This window comes from Brevibacterium picturae (genome assembly GCF_030453725.1).
Lineage (GTDB): Bacteria > Actinomycetota > Actinomycetes > Actinomycetales > Brevibacteriaceae > Brevibacterium > Brevibacterium sandarakinum_A.
Genome location: NZ_JAKDJU010000073.1, coordinates 1 through 14,884, shown reverse-complemented (window position 1 = coordinate 14,884; position 14,884 = coordinate 1). Strand labels below are relative to the sequence as shown.

General features: G+C 63.7%; 15 protein-coding genes. 10 read left to right on the top strand and 5 right to left on the bottom strand.

Going from position 1 to position 14,884, the window contains the following annotated elements:
* Positions 1–83: 83 nt before the first annotated feature.
* From L0G76_RS09020 to L0G76_RS09000, 5 genes are all read right to left on the bottom strand, one after another.
* Positions 84–629 (bottom strand): DUF2617 family protein, encoded by a 546-nt coding sequence (locus tag L0G76_RS09020; RefSeq protein ID WP_304356945.1) that lies wholly within the window; start codon positions 627–629, stop codon positions 84–86.
* A 17-nt stretch (positions 630–646) separates the two neighbouring features.
* Positions 647–1,294 carry a DUF4178 domain-containing protein gene (locus L0G76_RS09015; protein ID WP_304356944.1) on the bottom strand — a complete coding sequence of 216 codons (648 nt, stop codon included), beginning with the start codon at positions 1,292–1,294 and terminating at the stop codon, positions 647–649.
* Positions 1,295–1,296: 2 nt separating this feature from the next.
* Positions 1,297–2,307: a GNAT family protein gene (locus L0G76_RS09010; protein WP_304356943.1), complete on the bottom strand. Its 1,011-nt coding sequence runs from the start codon at positions 2,305–2,307 to the stop codon at positions 1,297–1,299.
* A 67-nt stretch (positions 2,308–2,374) separates the two neighbouring features.
* Positions 2,375–2,575, bottom strand: coding sequence for a hypothetical protein (locus tag L0G76_RS09005; RefSeq protein WP_304356942.1), 201 nt, complete (start codon positions 2,573–2,575; stop codon positions 2,375–2,377).
* Positions 2,575–3,243: a DUF1707 SHOCT-like domain-containing protein gene (locus tag L0G76_RS09000; RefSeq protein ID WP_304356941.1), complete on the bottom strand. Its 669-nt coding sequence runs from the start codon at positions 3,241–3,243 to the stop codon at positions 2,575–2,577. Before L0G76_RS09000 ends, L0G76_RS09005 begins: the two co-directional genes overlap by 1 nt.
* 137 nt (positions 3,244–3,380) lie before the next feature.
* Here L0G76_RS09000 and L0G76_RS08995 point away from each other — a divergent pair, with 137 nt between their 5' ends.
* The 10 genes from L0G76_RS08995 to L0G76_RS08950 all read left to right on the top strand — a co-directional run.
* On the top strand, positions 3,381–6,845 hold the full coding sequence (locus L0G76_RS08995) for a DNA polymerase III subunit gamma and tau (protein ID WP_304356940.1): 3,465 nt from the start codon (positions 3,381–3,383) through the stop codon (positions 6,843–6,845).
* Positions 6,842–7,447, top strand: a complete 606-nt coding sequence (recR, locus tag L0G76_RS08990) for a recombination mediator RecR (protein WP_304356939.1) — start codon at positions 6,842–6,844, stop codon at positions 7,445–7,447. The genes L0G76_RS08995 and recR overlap by 4 nt, the downstream gene beginning before the upstream one ends.
* 207 nt (positions 7,448–7,654) lie before the next feature.
* A complete protein-coding gene (locus tag L0G76_RS08985; protein WP_304356938.1) occupies positions 7,655–8,359 on the top strand; it encodes a DUF2975 domain-containing protein in 705 nt (234 codons plus the stop codon).
* Complete coding sequence (locus L0G76_RS08980) at positions 8,359–8,592, top strand: helix-turn-helix domain-containing protein (RefSeq protein WP_369696172.1); 234 nt, start codon at positions 8,359–8,361, stop codon at positions 8,590–8,592. The genes L0G76_RS08985 and L0G76_RS08980 overlap by 1 nt, the downstream gene beginning before the upstream one ends.
* A 238-nt stretch (positions 8,593–8,830) precedes the next feature.
* The gene (locus tag L0G76_RS08975) at positions 8,831–10,156 is read left to right on the top strand and encodes an aspartate kinase (RefSeq protein ID WP_304356937.1); all 1,326 of its coding nucleotides are present in this window, start codon (positions 8,831–8,833) and stop codon (positions 10,154–10,156) included.
* Positions 10,153–11,205 (top strand): aspartate-semialdehyde dehydrogenase, encoded by a 1,053-nt coding sequence (locus tag L0G76_RS08970; protein WP_304356936.1) that lies wholly within the window; start codon positions 10,153–10,155, stop codon positions 11,203–11,205. Before L0G76_RS08975 ends, L0G76_RS08970 begins: the two co-directional genes overlap by 4 nt.
* A gap of 300 nt (positions 11,206–11,505) precedes the next feature.
* Positions 11,506–12,564, top strand: a complete 1,059-nt coding sequence (locus tag L0G76_RS08965) for a metal ABC transporter solute-binding protein, Zn/Mn family (RefSeq protein ID WP_304356935.1) — start codon at positions 11,506–11,508, stop codon at positions 12,562–12,564.
* A gap of 2 nt (positions 12,565–12,566) precedes the next feature.
* Positions 12,567–13,427: a metal ABC transporter ATP-binding protein gene (locus tag L0G76_RS08960; protein WP_304356934.1), complete on the top strand. Its 861-nt coding sequence runs from the start codon at positions 12,567–12,569 to the stop codon at positions 13,425–13,427.
* On the top strand, positions 13,427–14,338 hold the full coding sequence (locus L0G76_RS08955; RefSeq protein ID WP_304356933.1) for a metal ABC transporter permease: 912 nt from the start codon (positions 13,427–13,429) through the stop codon (positions 14,336–14,338). The genes L0G76_RS08960 and L0G76_RS08955 overlap by 1 nt, the downstream gene beginning before the upstream one ends.
* Before the next feature lie 54 nt (positions 14,339–14,392).
* Positions 14,393–14,884: metallophosphoesterase (locus L0G76_RS08950; protein ID WP_304356932.1), on the top strand; the 492-nt coding region annotated here is incomplete at its 3' end.

Sequence of the window (14,884 nt, the reverse complement as noted above, 5' to 3'; positions counted from 1 at the left end):
ACCGCGCCCGCCGCCGGGGCCTCTCCCGTTCTCGGCATCGAAGTTGAAGGAGCCTCCGCCCATGGAGACGTTGGGATCGTGGCTCATGAAGTCCTCCTCAGCTCACTGTGGCTGTGCACGATCTGTCGGTGCTGCGGATAGCAGTGCCAGGTCTGCCAGGAGACCTGTTCCGATTCGCTGCGGGTCAGCGCCAGTGCCGTGAGCGCGCCCGGCTCGCCGGGGAAGTCGACGACGAGATGATGATCGTGAGCGCTGGAGGCTCGGACCACCTCGGCGGCGGCATCGGTGAAGCTGCCTGCGACGTCTGTCAGCTCACACCGGAACCGGTGCCGAGTGAATCCTGACCAGGTTCCGTCGGTGGTGCGGGTCGTGCCCCAGCCGGGACGCTCATCCGCGCCGAGGCAGGCGAAGGTTTCGATGAACGCATCAGTGTCCCGATCGCGCAGGATCACCTGGTGGGAAGAGCCGACGACGTGGAGTTCGAGACGCGTTCTAGCCTGCCCGTTCGACGCCGGCAGTTCGACGATCGTCGACGCCAGGGAGGTGATGCGGCCGTGGTCGAGGCTGAAGCTCAGCGCCTGGGCAGACGTATCGGTGTACACCACGTCGGCGGTCACCGGCTGCGTCATTGGGGGAGTGAGTGTCATCAGCTGCCCGAATAGATGGTGAAGGAGCCGACCGGAATCGACTCGCCGGTGCTCACTTCCCAACGGCCGTGGTCGAAGCGTTCGAAGGCCAGCAGCTTGCCGTCATCGGACTCGTAGTCGACGTAGTCGACGCCGCCCTTCTCGTTCAGTCCCGTGGTGCCCTCGGCGCGGTAGGAGGCGGTGCCGTGCTCGACGAGTCTGTACTCGGTGCCCTCGATCGTGATGGTCTTGGACTTCGGTTCGATGTCGAGTTCGGGACGGTCACTCCACCGCGAGACCTGCAGGTCGGGGTCCTTCTCGACGGTCAGCCACAGGCGGGTGGCGGACTGGTCGGCCTGGAAGAAGTGCTCGGCCCAGTCGTAGCCGCCCTCGGAGATGCGCAGGGTGCCGCGGACGAAGAATTTCTCATTGCCGAATTCGAGCAGGTCCCCGGCCTTGATCGTCTCTGGGTCTCCGCCGGTGTCTCGCTCCGGGGCGAAGGGGTCCCGCGGTTGGGCGGGAGCCTGGTGCTCTTGAGCTTCGCGGGCCTTCGCCGCGCGCCTGCGGACGATGATCACCGTGATGAGCACGACGACGATGAACACCAGGGCGATGATGAGGATATTGGACACGGGTGCCTGCTTCGCTTCGGTGGCCGGAACGGTCATCCTCAACTGTAGTCGAAACGTCCTTCGAGTGCGGTCATCGTGTCTGCGGTGAAGTAACCGAGATCCTGGTTGAGTGCGTGCATGGGACCGTTGCTCCTGGCCGTGTAGGTCTGGATCCACGACGCTTGGGCGACCTCCGGGATTCCGTGGAGCTGACGCATGTTCGCAACTTTGAGTCCGCGACCGATGCCGCGGCCGCGATATGCGCGCTCAACCAGGGTGTCCTCCTGGATGATGATGTCGGGTTCGTGGCCGGAGACCATGATCTCCGTGTAGCCGACAGGGGCATCGTCGACGTGGGCGATCGAGCTGACGAGGATCCAGCCCTGATCCGCCATCCGCTCCTCATGGGTGCGGATGGCGCTCGCACCTATATGCTTGAGAGTTCGCGTGAGGTCGCCGACGGGGACGTCCTCATCCATCTGCCGGCGCAGCCGTGCCCAATCCTCGACAGCCTCGTCCGGGCAGCCGCCGATCCACGAGGTGATGGACATGGCCGGATCGGGATCTGTGCTCAGCCTCGACTTCGCGTCCGGATCCTTGTAGCGGTTCGCATCGTCACGCAGATAGGTCGACAGGTCGAGCAGGAGACGATCCTCCTGATGGCCGATGCTCAGACCCTGGGCTTCGGCGAAGACGATGCCTTCCGGACAGTAGGTCTCGGTCTGCACGATCTCGGTCTGCCCCCGCAGCAGATCCTCGACGACTCCGGCGATCGACGTACCGTATCCTCGGCGCCGGCGGGTCGGCAGAACTGCCACCTCGACATCCGCCGGAGCATCGGTGACGATGTTGATTTCGGCGCCGCCGATGTTCTCCTCGCCGAGGTGGGCCAGAAGAGCGATGTCCTGCTTGTCCGATCGCGGATGGGCGAACTGAGTGAGGGTGGACTCGAGACTCTGCCACCAGGCGGCGGTGCGGTCGGCGGTATAGGCCTCACGCATGAGAGCGTGCCACCGCGAAAGCCCAGCGACATCGTCGGGCTCGATCCGTGTGATCTGGACATCGACCATGACACGAGTCGACCATGGGCCGACACGGATTTCAAGGATGTCGGAGACGTCTTCGTCCCATCGGTGTCTACTCGTCCTGCCGCGGTCCGGACGTCGGATCGGGGTCGTCCTCAGGTCCCGCCTCGGCGGTGGGATCAGTTTTGGGCAGGCGGGAGCCGATGTGCGCACCGGGGCGATTCATGACCCGGTAGACGAGGAAAGCCCCTGCACTGAAGACCACGACGATGGTCAGGGTCAGGAAGATGACGGCGCCGAGACCAGGTTCCATCACTTCGCCATTCGACGCCGGTCGAGGAAGTTCGCGAATCGTGCACGGAAGGAACCCATGCCGATGGAGCCGCTGACTCGAATGGTCGGCTTGCGGCCCTCGGGGACGGCGTTGACCACCGACTTCACCGAACCCCAGGATTTGGACAGGCGGTCGGTGTTGACGGCCCAGTCAGCAGGGACGACGACGACCACAGACCCCATGCCCGCGACGACTTCGACATCGATGACCCCGAGATCGGTGTCGACCTCGAGGAAGTTCAGTTCGATGTTCGACATAGACGGTTCGCAGCGAATGTAGGGAGGAACCTGCCATTTGGCACGACGGACCTCACTCTCCCACCCGGCCTTGATGACGAGCGGCTCACCCGCTGCGAGGTCCTGACCCGCCGGATTCGAGCGTGTGAGCGCAACCCCGGGCCGGAACCGATCGGAGGGCAGATTGACGGTGAGGTCGGAGAGGACCCCATCGAGGTCGATCGGGAAGCGGGCGGCGTGGACCTGCTCCATTCGCTCATCGAGCTCCTCAACCGTGATTCGTCCGTCGCCGGCGGCCTCGCGCAGGACTTCGATCGCTTCATCGCGTTCTCTGTGTCCGATGCGGAAGGTCGTCGCAGGGTCGTTCTCGGCAGGGTCGTTGCCAGAGGAATCGGGGGTGGAGTGGCTCATGGTCTCTATCGTGCCCGATTCACACTTCAGGTCACAATGGACTGCGGCTCACGAGGGGCAGCACCGGACGGCGGCTCACGACGGTGACGAGGAGCGGGCGCGTGTGTCGTGTCAGCCGTTGGCATTAGGCTAAGGATGTGTCCACAGCACTGTACAGAAGATACCGCCCAGAGACCTTCGATGAGGTCATCGGTCAAGAGCATGTGACCGATCCGCTCAAGGCCGCGATCGAACGTGGCCGCATCAACCATGCCTATCTGTTCTCCGGCCCCAGGGGCTGCGGGAAGACCACCTCGGCACGGATCCTGGCGAGATGCCTCAACTGTGTGCAGGGTCCGACTCCCGTGCCCTGTGGTGAATGCCCCAGCTGCCAGGACCTGGCCAACGGGGGCCCGGGATCCCTCGACGTCGTGGAGATCGACGCGGCCAGCCACAACGGCGTCGACGATGCGCGTGACCTGCGTGAACGTGCGATCTATGCCCCGGCCCGCGACCGGTACAAGGTCTTCATCCTCGATGAGGCGCATATGGTGACCTCGCAGGGATTCAACGCCCTGCTCAAGATCGTCGAGGAGCCACCGCCTCACATCAAGTTCATCTTCGCGACCACCGAGCCCGAGAAGGTCATCGGCACGATCCGTTCACGGACCCACCACTACCCATTCAGGCTGGTCCCGCCCGAGGCTCTGGGCAACTACATGGACGATCTGTGCAGCCGCGAAGGCGTGCAGGTCGCCAAGGGAGTGCTGCCGCTCGTCGTGCGCGCCGGCGGCGGCTCGGTCCGCGACACCTTGTCAGTGCTCGACCAGCTCATCGCCGGTTCGGGGCCCGACGGTGTGGACTACGCCGGAGCCATCGCACTGTTGGGCTACACCCCGGATTCCCTGCTGTCCGACATCGTCGATGCTTTCTCGGCCGGTGACGGCGGTGGGGTCTATCGTGCCGTCGAACGCGTCATCGAGTCCGGGCAGGACCCGCGCCGCTTCGTCGAGGATCTGCTCGAGCGTATGCGCGACCTCATCGTCATCAACGCCGCCCCAGAGGCGGCCCATGCCTTCCTGCCGGAGGTTCCTCCGGACCGCCTCGAACGATTGACTCTGCAGGCCAGAGGCTTCGGTCAGGGCGAGCTCTCCCGTGCGGCGGACCTTCTCAACCAGGGTCTGACCGAAATGTCGGGAGCAACCTCGCCGAGGCTGCAGCTCGAGCTGATCTGCGCCCGTATCCTGCTGCCCGGTTCGGGTCGCAGTCGCGATGCCGTGCTCAGTCGTGTCGAACGGATGGAACGCCGAATCGGCATGTCCGCATCGGGAACGGCTGCGAACATCCCACCTGCTCAGCAGGAGGGAGCCGTCCACTCGGGCGGAAGCACTCAACAGAGCGGAAGCGCTCAGCCGGGCGCGGCCACTCAGCAAGGGGGTGGGCAGGGCAGCGCTGCGCAGACGGATTCCGCATCGCCGGCGCAGGAACGGACGCAGCCTGCGCAGGCGCCGGTGGCGCAGACCCCGAGTGGGGCACCCCGTGACGATTTCGATGACCTGGCCGAGATGGCCGTTGCTGCGGAATCCATGCTCAACGAACCGCCACGCTCGGCACCTGCGAATCGTTCTCAGGAAGACCCGTCGCAGTCGGCAGACACTCCGCAGAGCGCGAGTGGAGCCGCCGAAGAGCAGACACCTGGACGTGGAGCGCAGGACACACCGTCGACGGCTCCCTCAGGAGCGGCACCTCGTGAACAGCGTGTGAGTGAACCTGAACCTCAAGAGCAGACTGCCCGGACTCGAGATGCCCAGACTCCAGGGCAGCAGACTCCCTCGCCACAGACGCCTGCGCCACAGACTGCTTCGCCGCAGACGCCTGCGCCGCAGACTGCTTCGCCGCAGGTTCATGACGGAGAGTCGGCGAGCGGGCCGTCTCAGAAGACAGCTTCCGAGGCTGATTCTGCTCCGGAGGGTGACGCTGTGGCGGGTGCCGGCAATATCGGCGGCGAAATCGAAGCGATTCGACGGGCGTGGCCGAGCATCCTGGCCGCGGTCGAGAAACGCAGCCGCCTGACCAGGGCGATCATCGCTGCGAATGCGATCCCGCAATCGTTCTCCGACGGGGTTGTCTACCTCGGATTCAACAACGCCGGTTCTGTCCAGGGCTTCCAGCAGAGAGACCACGCGGCCAAGCTGGCGATGGCGATCAATGATGTCCTCGGCATCCAGGCACGCATCGACATCGGCGATGTCGGGCGCATAGGCGGCAATTCCGGTGGCAACTCCGGTAGTGCTTCCGGCGGCAAGGGTGCATCGGCGCCGGTGATGAACGACTCCACCGGCAGCCGTGGGCCGGCCCCTTCCCAGAGACGACCCAGTCCACAGGAAGTGGCCGCCGTCGTCGGCACTCGCGAGGTCGATAAACCGCAAGTCGATCACGAGAAATTCTGGGAACCGGGTGGCTCTCCCCAGGGCCCCTGGTCCGATGACGACGAGGAGGGAGAACCGCCGGCGGTACACGAAACGCCACAGCCACCGACTGATTCCGAGCCATCATTCGACGCATCCCGCGACGCCCACGACAGTCCGAACAGCCAGGCTGAACCGGCAGATGAGCCTGCTTCGAGAGAGCGGTCCACTACGAATGCGCAGTCCGTGTCGGACCGTGCGCCCGCGCCGGATCTCGCACCTGTGTCGGCCGATCATTCGCACGTGACCGAGGAGTCAGCGGGGTCGGAAGCACCGGCGGTTGAAGCACCAGCGTCTCCAGCACCGGTATCGGGGGAGGGCGTGGCTGACGCGGATGTCGTCGTGCCCGATCTCTCTGACGATGACTTCTTCAGCGACCATTCCGCAGCGGCGTCCGATCAGCAGCCGGACACCGATCCACAGGCGGACACTGATCCACAGGCGGACACTGATCCACAGTCGGGGCATGCGACACAGGCTGTCTCTGACGGACCAGGCCCACCGGACGCAACTGACCCACCGGACGCATCAGGCGCACCGGACGCACCGACGGAGTATGTCCAGCCCCGGTGGGAGGAGCCGACCTGGCACGACGCTCCAAGCGAGGCGGCTCCAACTCACAGTGATCCCCCGGGCGCTGAGACCGAGCCGAGCGATCCAATCGACGAGTCCACGAGCGCGGGCTCGGGGGCTGTGGAAGTCGGTGCACTGGTCGTGCCTCCGCCGGAGGACGATGACCTCGACGTCCTCGGTGACTACGCGGATGCAGACTTGGGAATGCCGGAATCTGCGGCGCAGCCACCTCCGCGGTCCCAACCTCAGGCGCCGTCAGCACAGTCCGCTCGCCCGCAGGGGAACGGGGGTGCGAAGCCTTTCAAATCCCGTTTCGCTGCTCTTGCCGAGAAGCACGGAGGCAACACCTCGCAGCCTTCTGCAGAGACTGCCGGAGACGGGTACCCGCCGAACGCGGGCGGTTCGGTGTCCGGAGGCGGTGCGATTGACGCTGACGTGGATGCTCAACCCCAGAACGCTGGCACTGACGAAGACGAGTATGATCCGGAGACGGATCTCGACGTCTCGGAGGCTCCACAGATCGGCGTGGCCGTGATCGCACGAGTCCTCGGTGGCGAAATCATTGATGAAAGAGAAGTATGAGCGCGGTTTACGAAGGTGCCCTGCAGGACCTGGTCGAGGAATTCGGCAAGCTTCCGGGCATCGGCCCGAAGTCCGCGCAGCGGCTGGCGTTCCATATTCTCCAATCAGAATCCGCCGATGTCAGCACCTTGGCCCAGGCACTGACCGAGGTGAAGAAGCGAGTGCGCTTCTGCGACATCTGCGGAAACGTCTCTGAGGAAACTGAGTGCACCGTCTGTCAGGATCCGCGTCGCGATCGGTCGATGATCTGCGTCGTCGAAGAGCCGAAGGACGTCGTCGCCATCGAGCGCACCCGCGAATACAGGGGCCTCTATCACGTTCTCGGCGGCGCGATCGATCCCATGGCAGGGGTCGGCCCCGACAATCTGCGCATCAAAGAACTGATGTCGCGTCTGCAGGACGGCGAGGTCAAGGAATGCGTCATCGCGACCGACCCCAACCTCGAGGGTGAGGCCACAGCGACCTATCTCGTGCGGCTGCTCAACTCCCTGGGAGTGACTGTGACGAGACTGGCGTCGGGACTGCCCGTCGGAGGAGACCTCGAATATGCGGACGAAGTCACTCTCGGTCGTGCCTTCTCCGGTCGCCGCGAAATGGACTGATCCACCTCCACCTGCCGTTCCCTGCTGTCAGCTTGTCAGCCTGTCGACGGCAGATTGCTCCGCACTGTTGACAACATATCGATTATCGTGAACCATATTGTTTATCGATATATCGAATAACGATAAGTCAGTGTAGATTGAGCGGTCCATCGGGGTCGGAAGTTCAACGGGCCCCATCAGGATTCGCCGCCGAGGGAAGGCAGAATCATGACCCAGGCACGCGGGCGGGGCGAACAGCCCGACGAGAACAGCAGTTCGGCTGAAGACCAAGGCACTGTCGCCGGAAATCTCAAGGGCGGCATGAAGTCAGGAGACGAAGCTGCCAAGCGGAAGGCGTTCGGAACGGGATACGAACTCTGGGTCGGACTGGCGATCGGATTCTACGTGATCTACGCCGTGACCGAGCTGATCACCGACCTGGTTCATGCGAAGATCCGACTGCCGCTCGAATTCGAGTCCGACTCTGTGGCGACACTCGACTTCCCAGGGGCAGAGGCAACGCTGAGCGGACTGACCCAGATAACGGTGTCGACTCCTGACCTGGCCACAGAGACGATGGTCCTTCTCCTCATCGCCAAGATCGCTCTGATCCTCACCTTCATCGTCGCTGCAGTCGCGAGCGTTCCAGTCATCAGGGACATCGCCAAGGGTGATGCGTTCACGGGTCGGTCCATCACGGCGCTCGGAGTGCTCGAGAGCGTCATCGCCGTCGGATGGCTGCTGTATTTCGGTGCCATGGTGCTGGGCAGCAACATGGTCTCGCGCGACCTCGACATCGCTGATGACGTCGGTCCCGGAGTCTCGACCGTGCAAGCGTTTCTCCTGCTCGGAGTCGTCGGCGGAATCGAGCTCCTGCGTCGCTGCTTCAAGTCGGGGCAGAAGGCCCAAGAAGAGCTCGAGGGGCTGGTCTGATGGTCGAGGAATTCGATTCGCTCCACGTCGTCTGTCACCTTGATTCGCTGCTGACGCAGAGAGGGCTGAGCCTCACCGAGCTGTCCAAGCACGTCGGGGTGTCCCTGGCAAACCTCTCGGTGCTGAAGAACAACAGAGCCAAGGCCGTCAGGTACTCCACCCTCATCGCGCTGTGCCAGGTGCTCGACTGCCAGCCGGGCGATCTGTTCACCGTCAACGCTCGATCTGACTGAATTTCCGGTCGATCTGAACGAATCTCAGGCCCCGCCGGTACGCGGATCCGAAGGGGTGCAACGGTGTCTGAATGACGGGCGAAGATGAAGTGAAACGGCTGACCTCATACAATGGTCACGGTGCCGGTGAGCCGACACGGCTGAAATCCTGATCGATGCAAGCACGAGACCACCATGTTTGGAATCATGGAATCGATCGCCCGGCACGGAACTTATCAGCGATAAGGAAGAGACTGCAGTGAGCATAGTCGTCCAGAAGTTTGGCGGGTCCTCGGTAGCCGATGCGGAATCGGTGAAGCGGGTGGCCAAGCGAATTGTCGAGAATCGTCAGGCCGGTCACGAAGTAGTCGTGGTGGTGTCGGCGATGGGGGACAGCACCGACGATCTCATCGACTTGGCCCAACAGGTTTCTCCCATGCCTCCCGCTCGTGAGCTTGACATGCTTCTCACTGCAGGTGAGCGCATCTCCATGGCGGTTCTGGCCATGGCGATTGCCAACCTCGGCGAGGAAGCACAGTCGTTCACCGGATCTCAAGCGGGCGTCATCACCGACGAACAGTTCGGCAAGGCCCGCATCATCGACGTCACGCCAGGCCGCATCCGGTCGGCGCTCGATCAGGGTTACGTGGCCATCGTGGCCGGATTCCAAGGAGTCAGCCAGACAGCGAAGAACATCACCACCTTGGGACGCGGCGGATCGGATACGACCGCGGTTGCCCTGGCAGCGGCACTGGATGCCGACGTGTGTGAGATCTATACCGACGTCGACGGAGTATTCACCGCCGACCCGCGCATCGTGCCGACGGCACACAAGATCGATGAGATCGGCTACGAGGAGATGATGGAGATGGCGGCCTCGGGCGCCAAGGTCCTCATGCTCCGGTGCGTCGAATACGCCCGCCGCTACAACGTGCCCGTGCACGTGCGGTCCTCATTCTCACGTAATCAAGGCACCTGGGTGACCGACTCACCCATTCCTGAAGCCTTCCGGTCGGCACGGGGGACAAACGCCCCGGCAGCGGTATCAGAAACGGAGTCCAACATGGAACAGGCAATCATTTCCGGAGTCGCCCATGATCGCTCGGAGGCCAAGGTCACGATCGTCGGCGTGCCCGACGTTCCTGGCAAGGCTGCCGCGATCTTCAACACCATGGCCGCGACTGAGATCAACATCGACATGATCGTGCAGAACATCTCCACGCGCGAACCCGGCAAGACCGACATCTCGTTCACCTTGCCGATGGACGATGGAGCCAAGGCGCTCGAGGCCCTCGACGCGGTGAAGACCTCGATCGGCTTCGATCATGTGCGCTACGACGACCAGATCGGCAAACTCTCCGTTGTGGGCGCGGGCATGCGCTCCCACCCCGGCGTGACCGCCATCCTGTTCGAAGCCCTGAGCGAGGCACAGGTCAACATCGACATGATCTCCACATCGGAGATCCGCATCAGCGTCGTCACACGAGCAGACATTCTCGACGACGCCGTCCGCGCCGCGCATGCCGCGTACGGACTCGACAGTGAAGACGACGAAGCAGTGGTTTACGGAGGTACCGGACGATGAGCGTCAATATCGGAGTAGTCGGAGCAACAGGCCAGGTGGGCGGGGTCATGCTCGACCTGCTGGCGGATGATCCCGGATTCGAGATCAACAGCCTGAGGCTCTTCGCCTCGGCGAGGTCTGCGGGCAAGGTCATCGAATTCAACGGCCAGGACATCACGGTCGAAGATGCCGCCGAGGCGGACCCCAGTGGGCTCGACATCGCGTTGTTCTCCGCCGGTGGGGGCACGTCCCGGGCACAGGCAGAGCGTTTCGCCGCCGCGGGAGTCACCGTCGTCGACAACTCCTCGGCCTGGCGGTCAGACCCCGAGGTTCCACTCGTCGTCAGTGAGGTCAACCCCGAAGCCCTCGATGCCGTGGCCAAGGGCATCATCGCCAACCCGAACTGCACCACGATGGCTGCGATGCCTGTCCTCAAGGCACTCGACACCGCCGCTGGTCTCAAGCGACTCATCGTCAGCACCTACCAGGCGGTGTCCGGCTCGGGCCTGAGCGGAGTCGAGGAGCTCGCCGGTCAGCTCGAGGCGGGAGTCGCCGACTCCCGCAAGCTTGCCCGCGACGGCAGCGCCGTGGAACTCCCCGCGCCGGACAACTACGTCGAGCCCATCGCGTTCAACGTCCTGCCCATGGCAGGGGCCATCGTCGACGACGGTGAACTCGAGACCGACGAAGAGAAGAAGCTTCGGAACGAGAGCCGCAAGATTCTCGGCAATCCGGATCTCCTTGTTGCTGGCACCTGTGTGCGAGTTCCCGTGTTCACCGGTCACAGCTTGAGCATCCATGCGGAGTTCGATTCCGAAATCTCCCCGGCCAAGGCCGCCGAGGTGCTTGCCGAGGCTCCGGGCGTCGAGCTTGATGACGTGCCCACCCCGCTGAAGGCGGCAGGCAAGGATTCGAGCTTCGTCGGCCGCATCCGCGCCGACCAGTCCGCCCCAGCCGGCAAGGGACTCGTCCTGTTCGTGACGAACGACAACCTGCGCAAGGGTGCTGCACTGAACACGGTGCAGATCGCCGCGCTCCTGGCGAAGAAGGTCGAGTCACAGGCGGCCTGAATAATCGCCTAGCTGAGACGAACCGCCCGGGAGCCATGCTCTCGGGCGGTTCGGCGTTGCCGGACCGTCATCTGCAACCGTCGATCAACGCGGAGTCGGAATTCATCGGCGCTGGCGACGACTTTTTCGAAATCGGAGTGGATCGAGCGCGGTAGGGCCGAGCGCTGCGGGGACGAGCGCTGCGGGGACGCATAAACAAGTTGCTATATATAAATATTTATATTAGTCGTGAGTCTTCGTGCTGAGTAGGGTGAACGTCGTTGACACACCGATCTTCGCTCACGCTTCGAAAGGCACACCATGCGCTCCTCACTTCTCGGCATCACGTCCGGGGCTGTCGCTCTGACCGTTGTTGCCGCCCTGAGCGGGTGCGGGGGACAGGCTTCCGGATCCACCGAGCTCTCGGTTGTCGCCTCGACCAATGTGTACGCCGACATCGTGTCGCAGGTGGCAGGCGACTTCGCAAAGGTCACCGCGGTCATCGACGATCCCAATCAGGACCCGCACTCCTATGAGGCGACGACTCAGGATCGGCTGAAACTGTCGAAGGCCGATCTGGTCGTCCAGAACGGCGGTGGCTATGACTCGTTCATGACGACGATGCTCGAAGCTTCCGGCGTGGACGTCGATACGATCGATACTGTCTCGATCTCAGGATTGCCCGGTTCCGGGGACGTCGGCAACGTACCTCACGATCACGGCGACGAGGAAGCCAACGGCGGCGGCCACGTCCATGAGCATGGCGAAGAAGAGGCCGGCGATCACGAGCATGGCGAAGAGGGCCACGATCACGAGCATGCCGGGGAAGAGGCGCACGAGCACGGCGAATTCAACGAACATCTCTGGTACTCGGTCCCCACGATGACGAAACTCGTCGATGAGGTTGCGACCCACCTCGGCGAGGCCGAACCCGAACATCAGGATGACTTCGCAGCCAACGCCGACGAATACAAGAAGACGCTCCAAGGACTGCAAGCTCAGATCGACGCGGCCGAGAAGAAGCATCAGGGTGATGCAGTTGCGGCGACGGAGCCCGTGCCGCTGTGGTTGTTCGAGGACATGGGACTGGAGAACATCACCTCGGACGAGTTCCTCGACGCCGTCGAAGAGGGCAATGACGTGCCGCCGCTCGTGCTGAAGAAGGCCGAGGAACAGATCTCGTCGGGTGATGCTGTGCTGCTTGGGTACAATACTCAGGCGGCAGGTCCACAGGCAGAGCAGCTGAGATCCACGGCTGAGGAATCCGACGTTCCGGTCGTCGACCTCGGCGAGACAATGCCGGCCGATGCGCACTATGCGGATTGGATGGGCGATTACATCACCGAAATCTCCACTGCGCTCGAAGGACATGAACACTGAGAATGGCCACTGATTCCGACGTTTCTCCCGAGCAGACCACGTATCCTCCGGTGATCCGTCTGCGTGATGCCGAGCTGCGATTCGGTGAGCGCGTGCTCTGGCACGACCTCGATCTCGACGTCGCGCCGGGGGAGTTCGTGGCGGTGCTGGGCCCGAACGGAACCGGAAAGACCTCCCTGCTCAAGGTGCTGCTGGGTCAGCATTCGCTGTCGATGGGATCGGCCCAGGTAGGCGGCAGAAGCGTCCATGCGGGAAACTCGGCCATCGGCTACATCCCGCAGCAGCGCGGAATCGACCAGCATACACCGATGCGCGGTCGTGATCTGGTTCGGATGGGCGTCGACGGGCACCGTTGGGGGCCAGGTCGGTTCTTGAAGCGTCGCCGCCAGCAGGTCGACGAGCTCCTCGACTCCGTCGGCGCCCGCGACTACGCTGATGCCCCTGCCGGGACGCTGTCCGGCGGAGAACTGCAGCGGCTGCGAGTCGCCCAGGCCCTGGCCAATGACCCCTCGGTGCTTCTGTGCGACGAGCCGCTGCTGTCGCTGGACATCCACCATCAGAAGGTCGTGGCTTCCCTGCTCCACGAACAGCGCGTCGAGCGCAACACCGCCGTCCTCTTCGTCACCCATGAGATCAACCCGATCCTGCCGTATGTCGACAGGGTCCTCTACATCGTCGGCGGTCACTTCCTTGTCGGCACCCCCGCCGAGGTGATGACCACCGAATCGCTGACCAGGCTCTATGGTTCCCCGGTCGAGGTGGTCCGGGTGGGCGGCCGGCTCATCGTGGTCGGCGGCGAGGCCGAATGCTTCGACCACCACGTCCACGAGGATGACATGAGCATGGAACGGGGTGCGATCTGATGTCGGCTCAGGAGATCTTCGGCTCTCTGTTCACCTTCGAGGACTACGGCGAACTGGTGGCGCTGCTGTTCAACTCACTCATCGCAGCCGGGCTGCTCGGCGTTGTCGGCGGCCTCATCAGTGTCTTCGTCATGGCCCGAGACATTCCCTTCGCCGTCCACGGCGTCTCCGAACTCTCATTCGCCGGCGCCGCCTTCGCCCTGCTCGTCGGCTTCGACGTTGTGGGCGGGTCGATCATCGGCTCGATCATCGCAGCGCTGATCATCGGTGTCGGCGGAGCCAAAGCTTCGGAGAAGAACGCCATCATCGGCGTGCTCATGCCCTTCGGGTTGGGCCTCGCGATACTCTTCCTTGCCCTCTACGACGGTCGTGCCGCCAGCAAATTCGGGCTCCTGACCGGTCAGATCGTCGCCATCACGCCGAGCCAGATCGTCACGCTCGTCGTCTGCTCTCTGATCGTGCTCCTCGTGCTCGCCGTGATCTGGCGCCCCCTCATGTTCGCCAGTCTCGACCCCGAGGTGGCCCGTGCCAAGGGGGTTCCGGTATCCGGGCTGACGATCGTGTTCATGCTCACCCTTGGCCTGGCCGTGGCACTGAGTGTGCAGGTCGTGGGCGTCCTTCTGGTGCTTGCTCTGCTCATCACCCCGGCCGCGGCGGCGACCCAGCTCTCGGCTTCACCCGTGTGGGTTCCCGTGCTCAGCGTGATCTTCGCCGTCACGGCCTCTGTCGGCGGCATTCTCATCGCTCTGGGCTCACCGGTGGTGCCGATCAGCCCGTTCGTCACCACGATCTCCTTCCTCATCTACCTCGTCTGCCGTCTTGTGGGGCAGCGCCGAATGAAGCACCTCCACCGCCGCCGGACGGCCCGCGCCGCCGACGAACACGAGAATCCCGTGGCGTTCCCGGCCTGAGACGCCGGCGACTCTGTCTCGGGCAGGCGGCCGAGTCCGACTAGAGTTGTAGGAATGAAGAAGCGTGCACTATTCGCCGGCGCCCTTGCAGTCCCAGCGGCGGCCGGAATCTGGGGTGCGGTCATCGAGCCGCACCTCTTCGCTGTCCGCCGCCATACTCTCCCGATCCTGCCGGCGGGTGCCCAGCCGATCAAGATGCTGCACGTCTCCGATCTGCATCTGGCCCCGTGGCAGAGGCACAGAGCAACATGGGTGAAGGCGCTGACACGGCTGGAACCGGACGTCGTCGTCAACACAGGGGACAACCTCTCGGCCGACATAGTTCCCGAGGTCCTCGACGTCTTCGACGGACTCCTCGACGTTCCCGGCGTCTTCGTTCTCGGGTCCAACGACTTCTTCTCGCCCAAGGCGAAGAACCCGGCCACGTATCTGCGTTCACCTTCCGAGGTGAAGCATCGCGCACAGCCAGATCTCGATGTCGGGGCCCTGATCCGCGGTTTCGAAGCCCGTGACACGCCCACCGGTGACACGTCCAACCGTGACACG

Coding starts and splice junctions, on each gene's coding strand:
- L0G76_RS09020 (WP_304356945.1), bottom strand. CDS start 629: ATGACGCAGCCGGTGACCGCCGACGTGGTGTACACCGATACGTCTGCC.
- L0G76_RS09015 (WP_304356944.1), bottom strand. CDS start 1,294: ATGACCGTTCCGGCCACCGAAGCGAAGCAGGCACCCGTGTCCAATATC.
- L0G76_RS09010 (WP_304356943.1), bottom strand. CDS start 2,307: ATGGTCGATGTCCAGATCACACGGATCGAGCCCGACGATGTCGCTGGG.
- L0G76_RS09005 (WP_304356942.1), bottom strand. CDS start 2,575: ATGGAACCTGGTCTCGGCGCCGTCATCTTCCTGACCCTGACCATCGTC.
- L0G76_RS09000 (WP_304356941.1), bottom strand. CDS start 3,243: ATGAGCCACTCCACCCCCGATTCCTCTGGCAACGACCCTGCCGAGAAC.
- recR (WP_304356939.1), top strand. CDS start 6,842: ATGAGCGCGGTTTACGAAGGTGCCCTGCAGGACCTGGTCGAGGAATTC.
- L0G76_RS08985 (WP_304356938.1), top strand. CDS start 7,655: ATGACCCAGGCACGCGGGCGGGGCGAACAGCCCGACGAGAACAGCAGT.
- L0G76_RS08980 (WP_369696172.1), top strand. CDS start 8,359: ATGGTCGAGGAATTCGATTCGCTCCACGTCGTCTGTCACCTTGATTCG.
- L0G76_RS08970 (WP_304356936.1), top strand. CDS start 10,153: ATGAGCGTCAATATCGGAGTAGTCGGAGCAACAGGCCAGGTGGGCGGG.
- L0G76_RS08965 (WP_304356935.1), top strand. CDS start 11,506: ATGCGCTCCTCACTTCTCGGCATCACGTCCGGGGCTGTCGCTCTGACC.
- L0G76_RS08960 (WP_304356934.1), top strand. CDS start 12,567: ATGGCCACTGATTCCGACGTTTCTCCCGAGCAGACCACGTATCCTCCG.
- L0G76_RS08955 (WP_304356933.1), top strand. CDS start 13,427: ATGTCGGCTCAGGAGATCTTCGGCTCTCTGTTCACCTTCGAGGACTAC.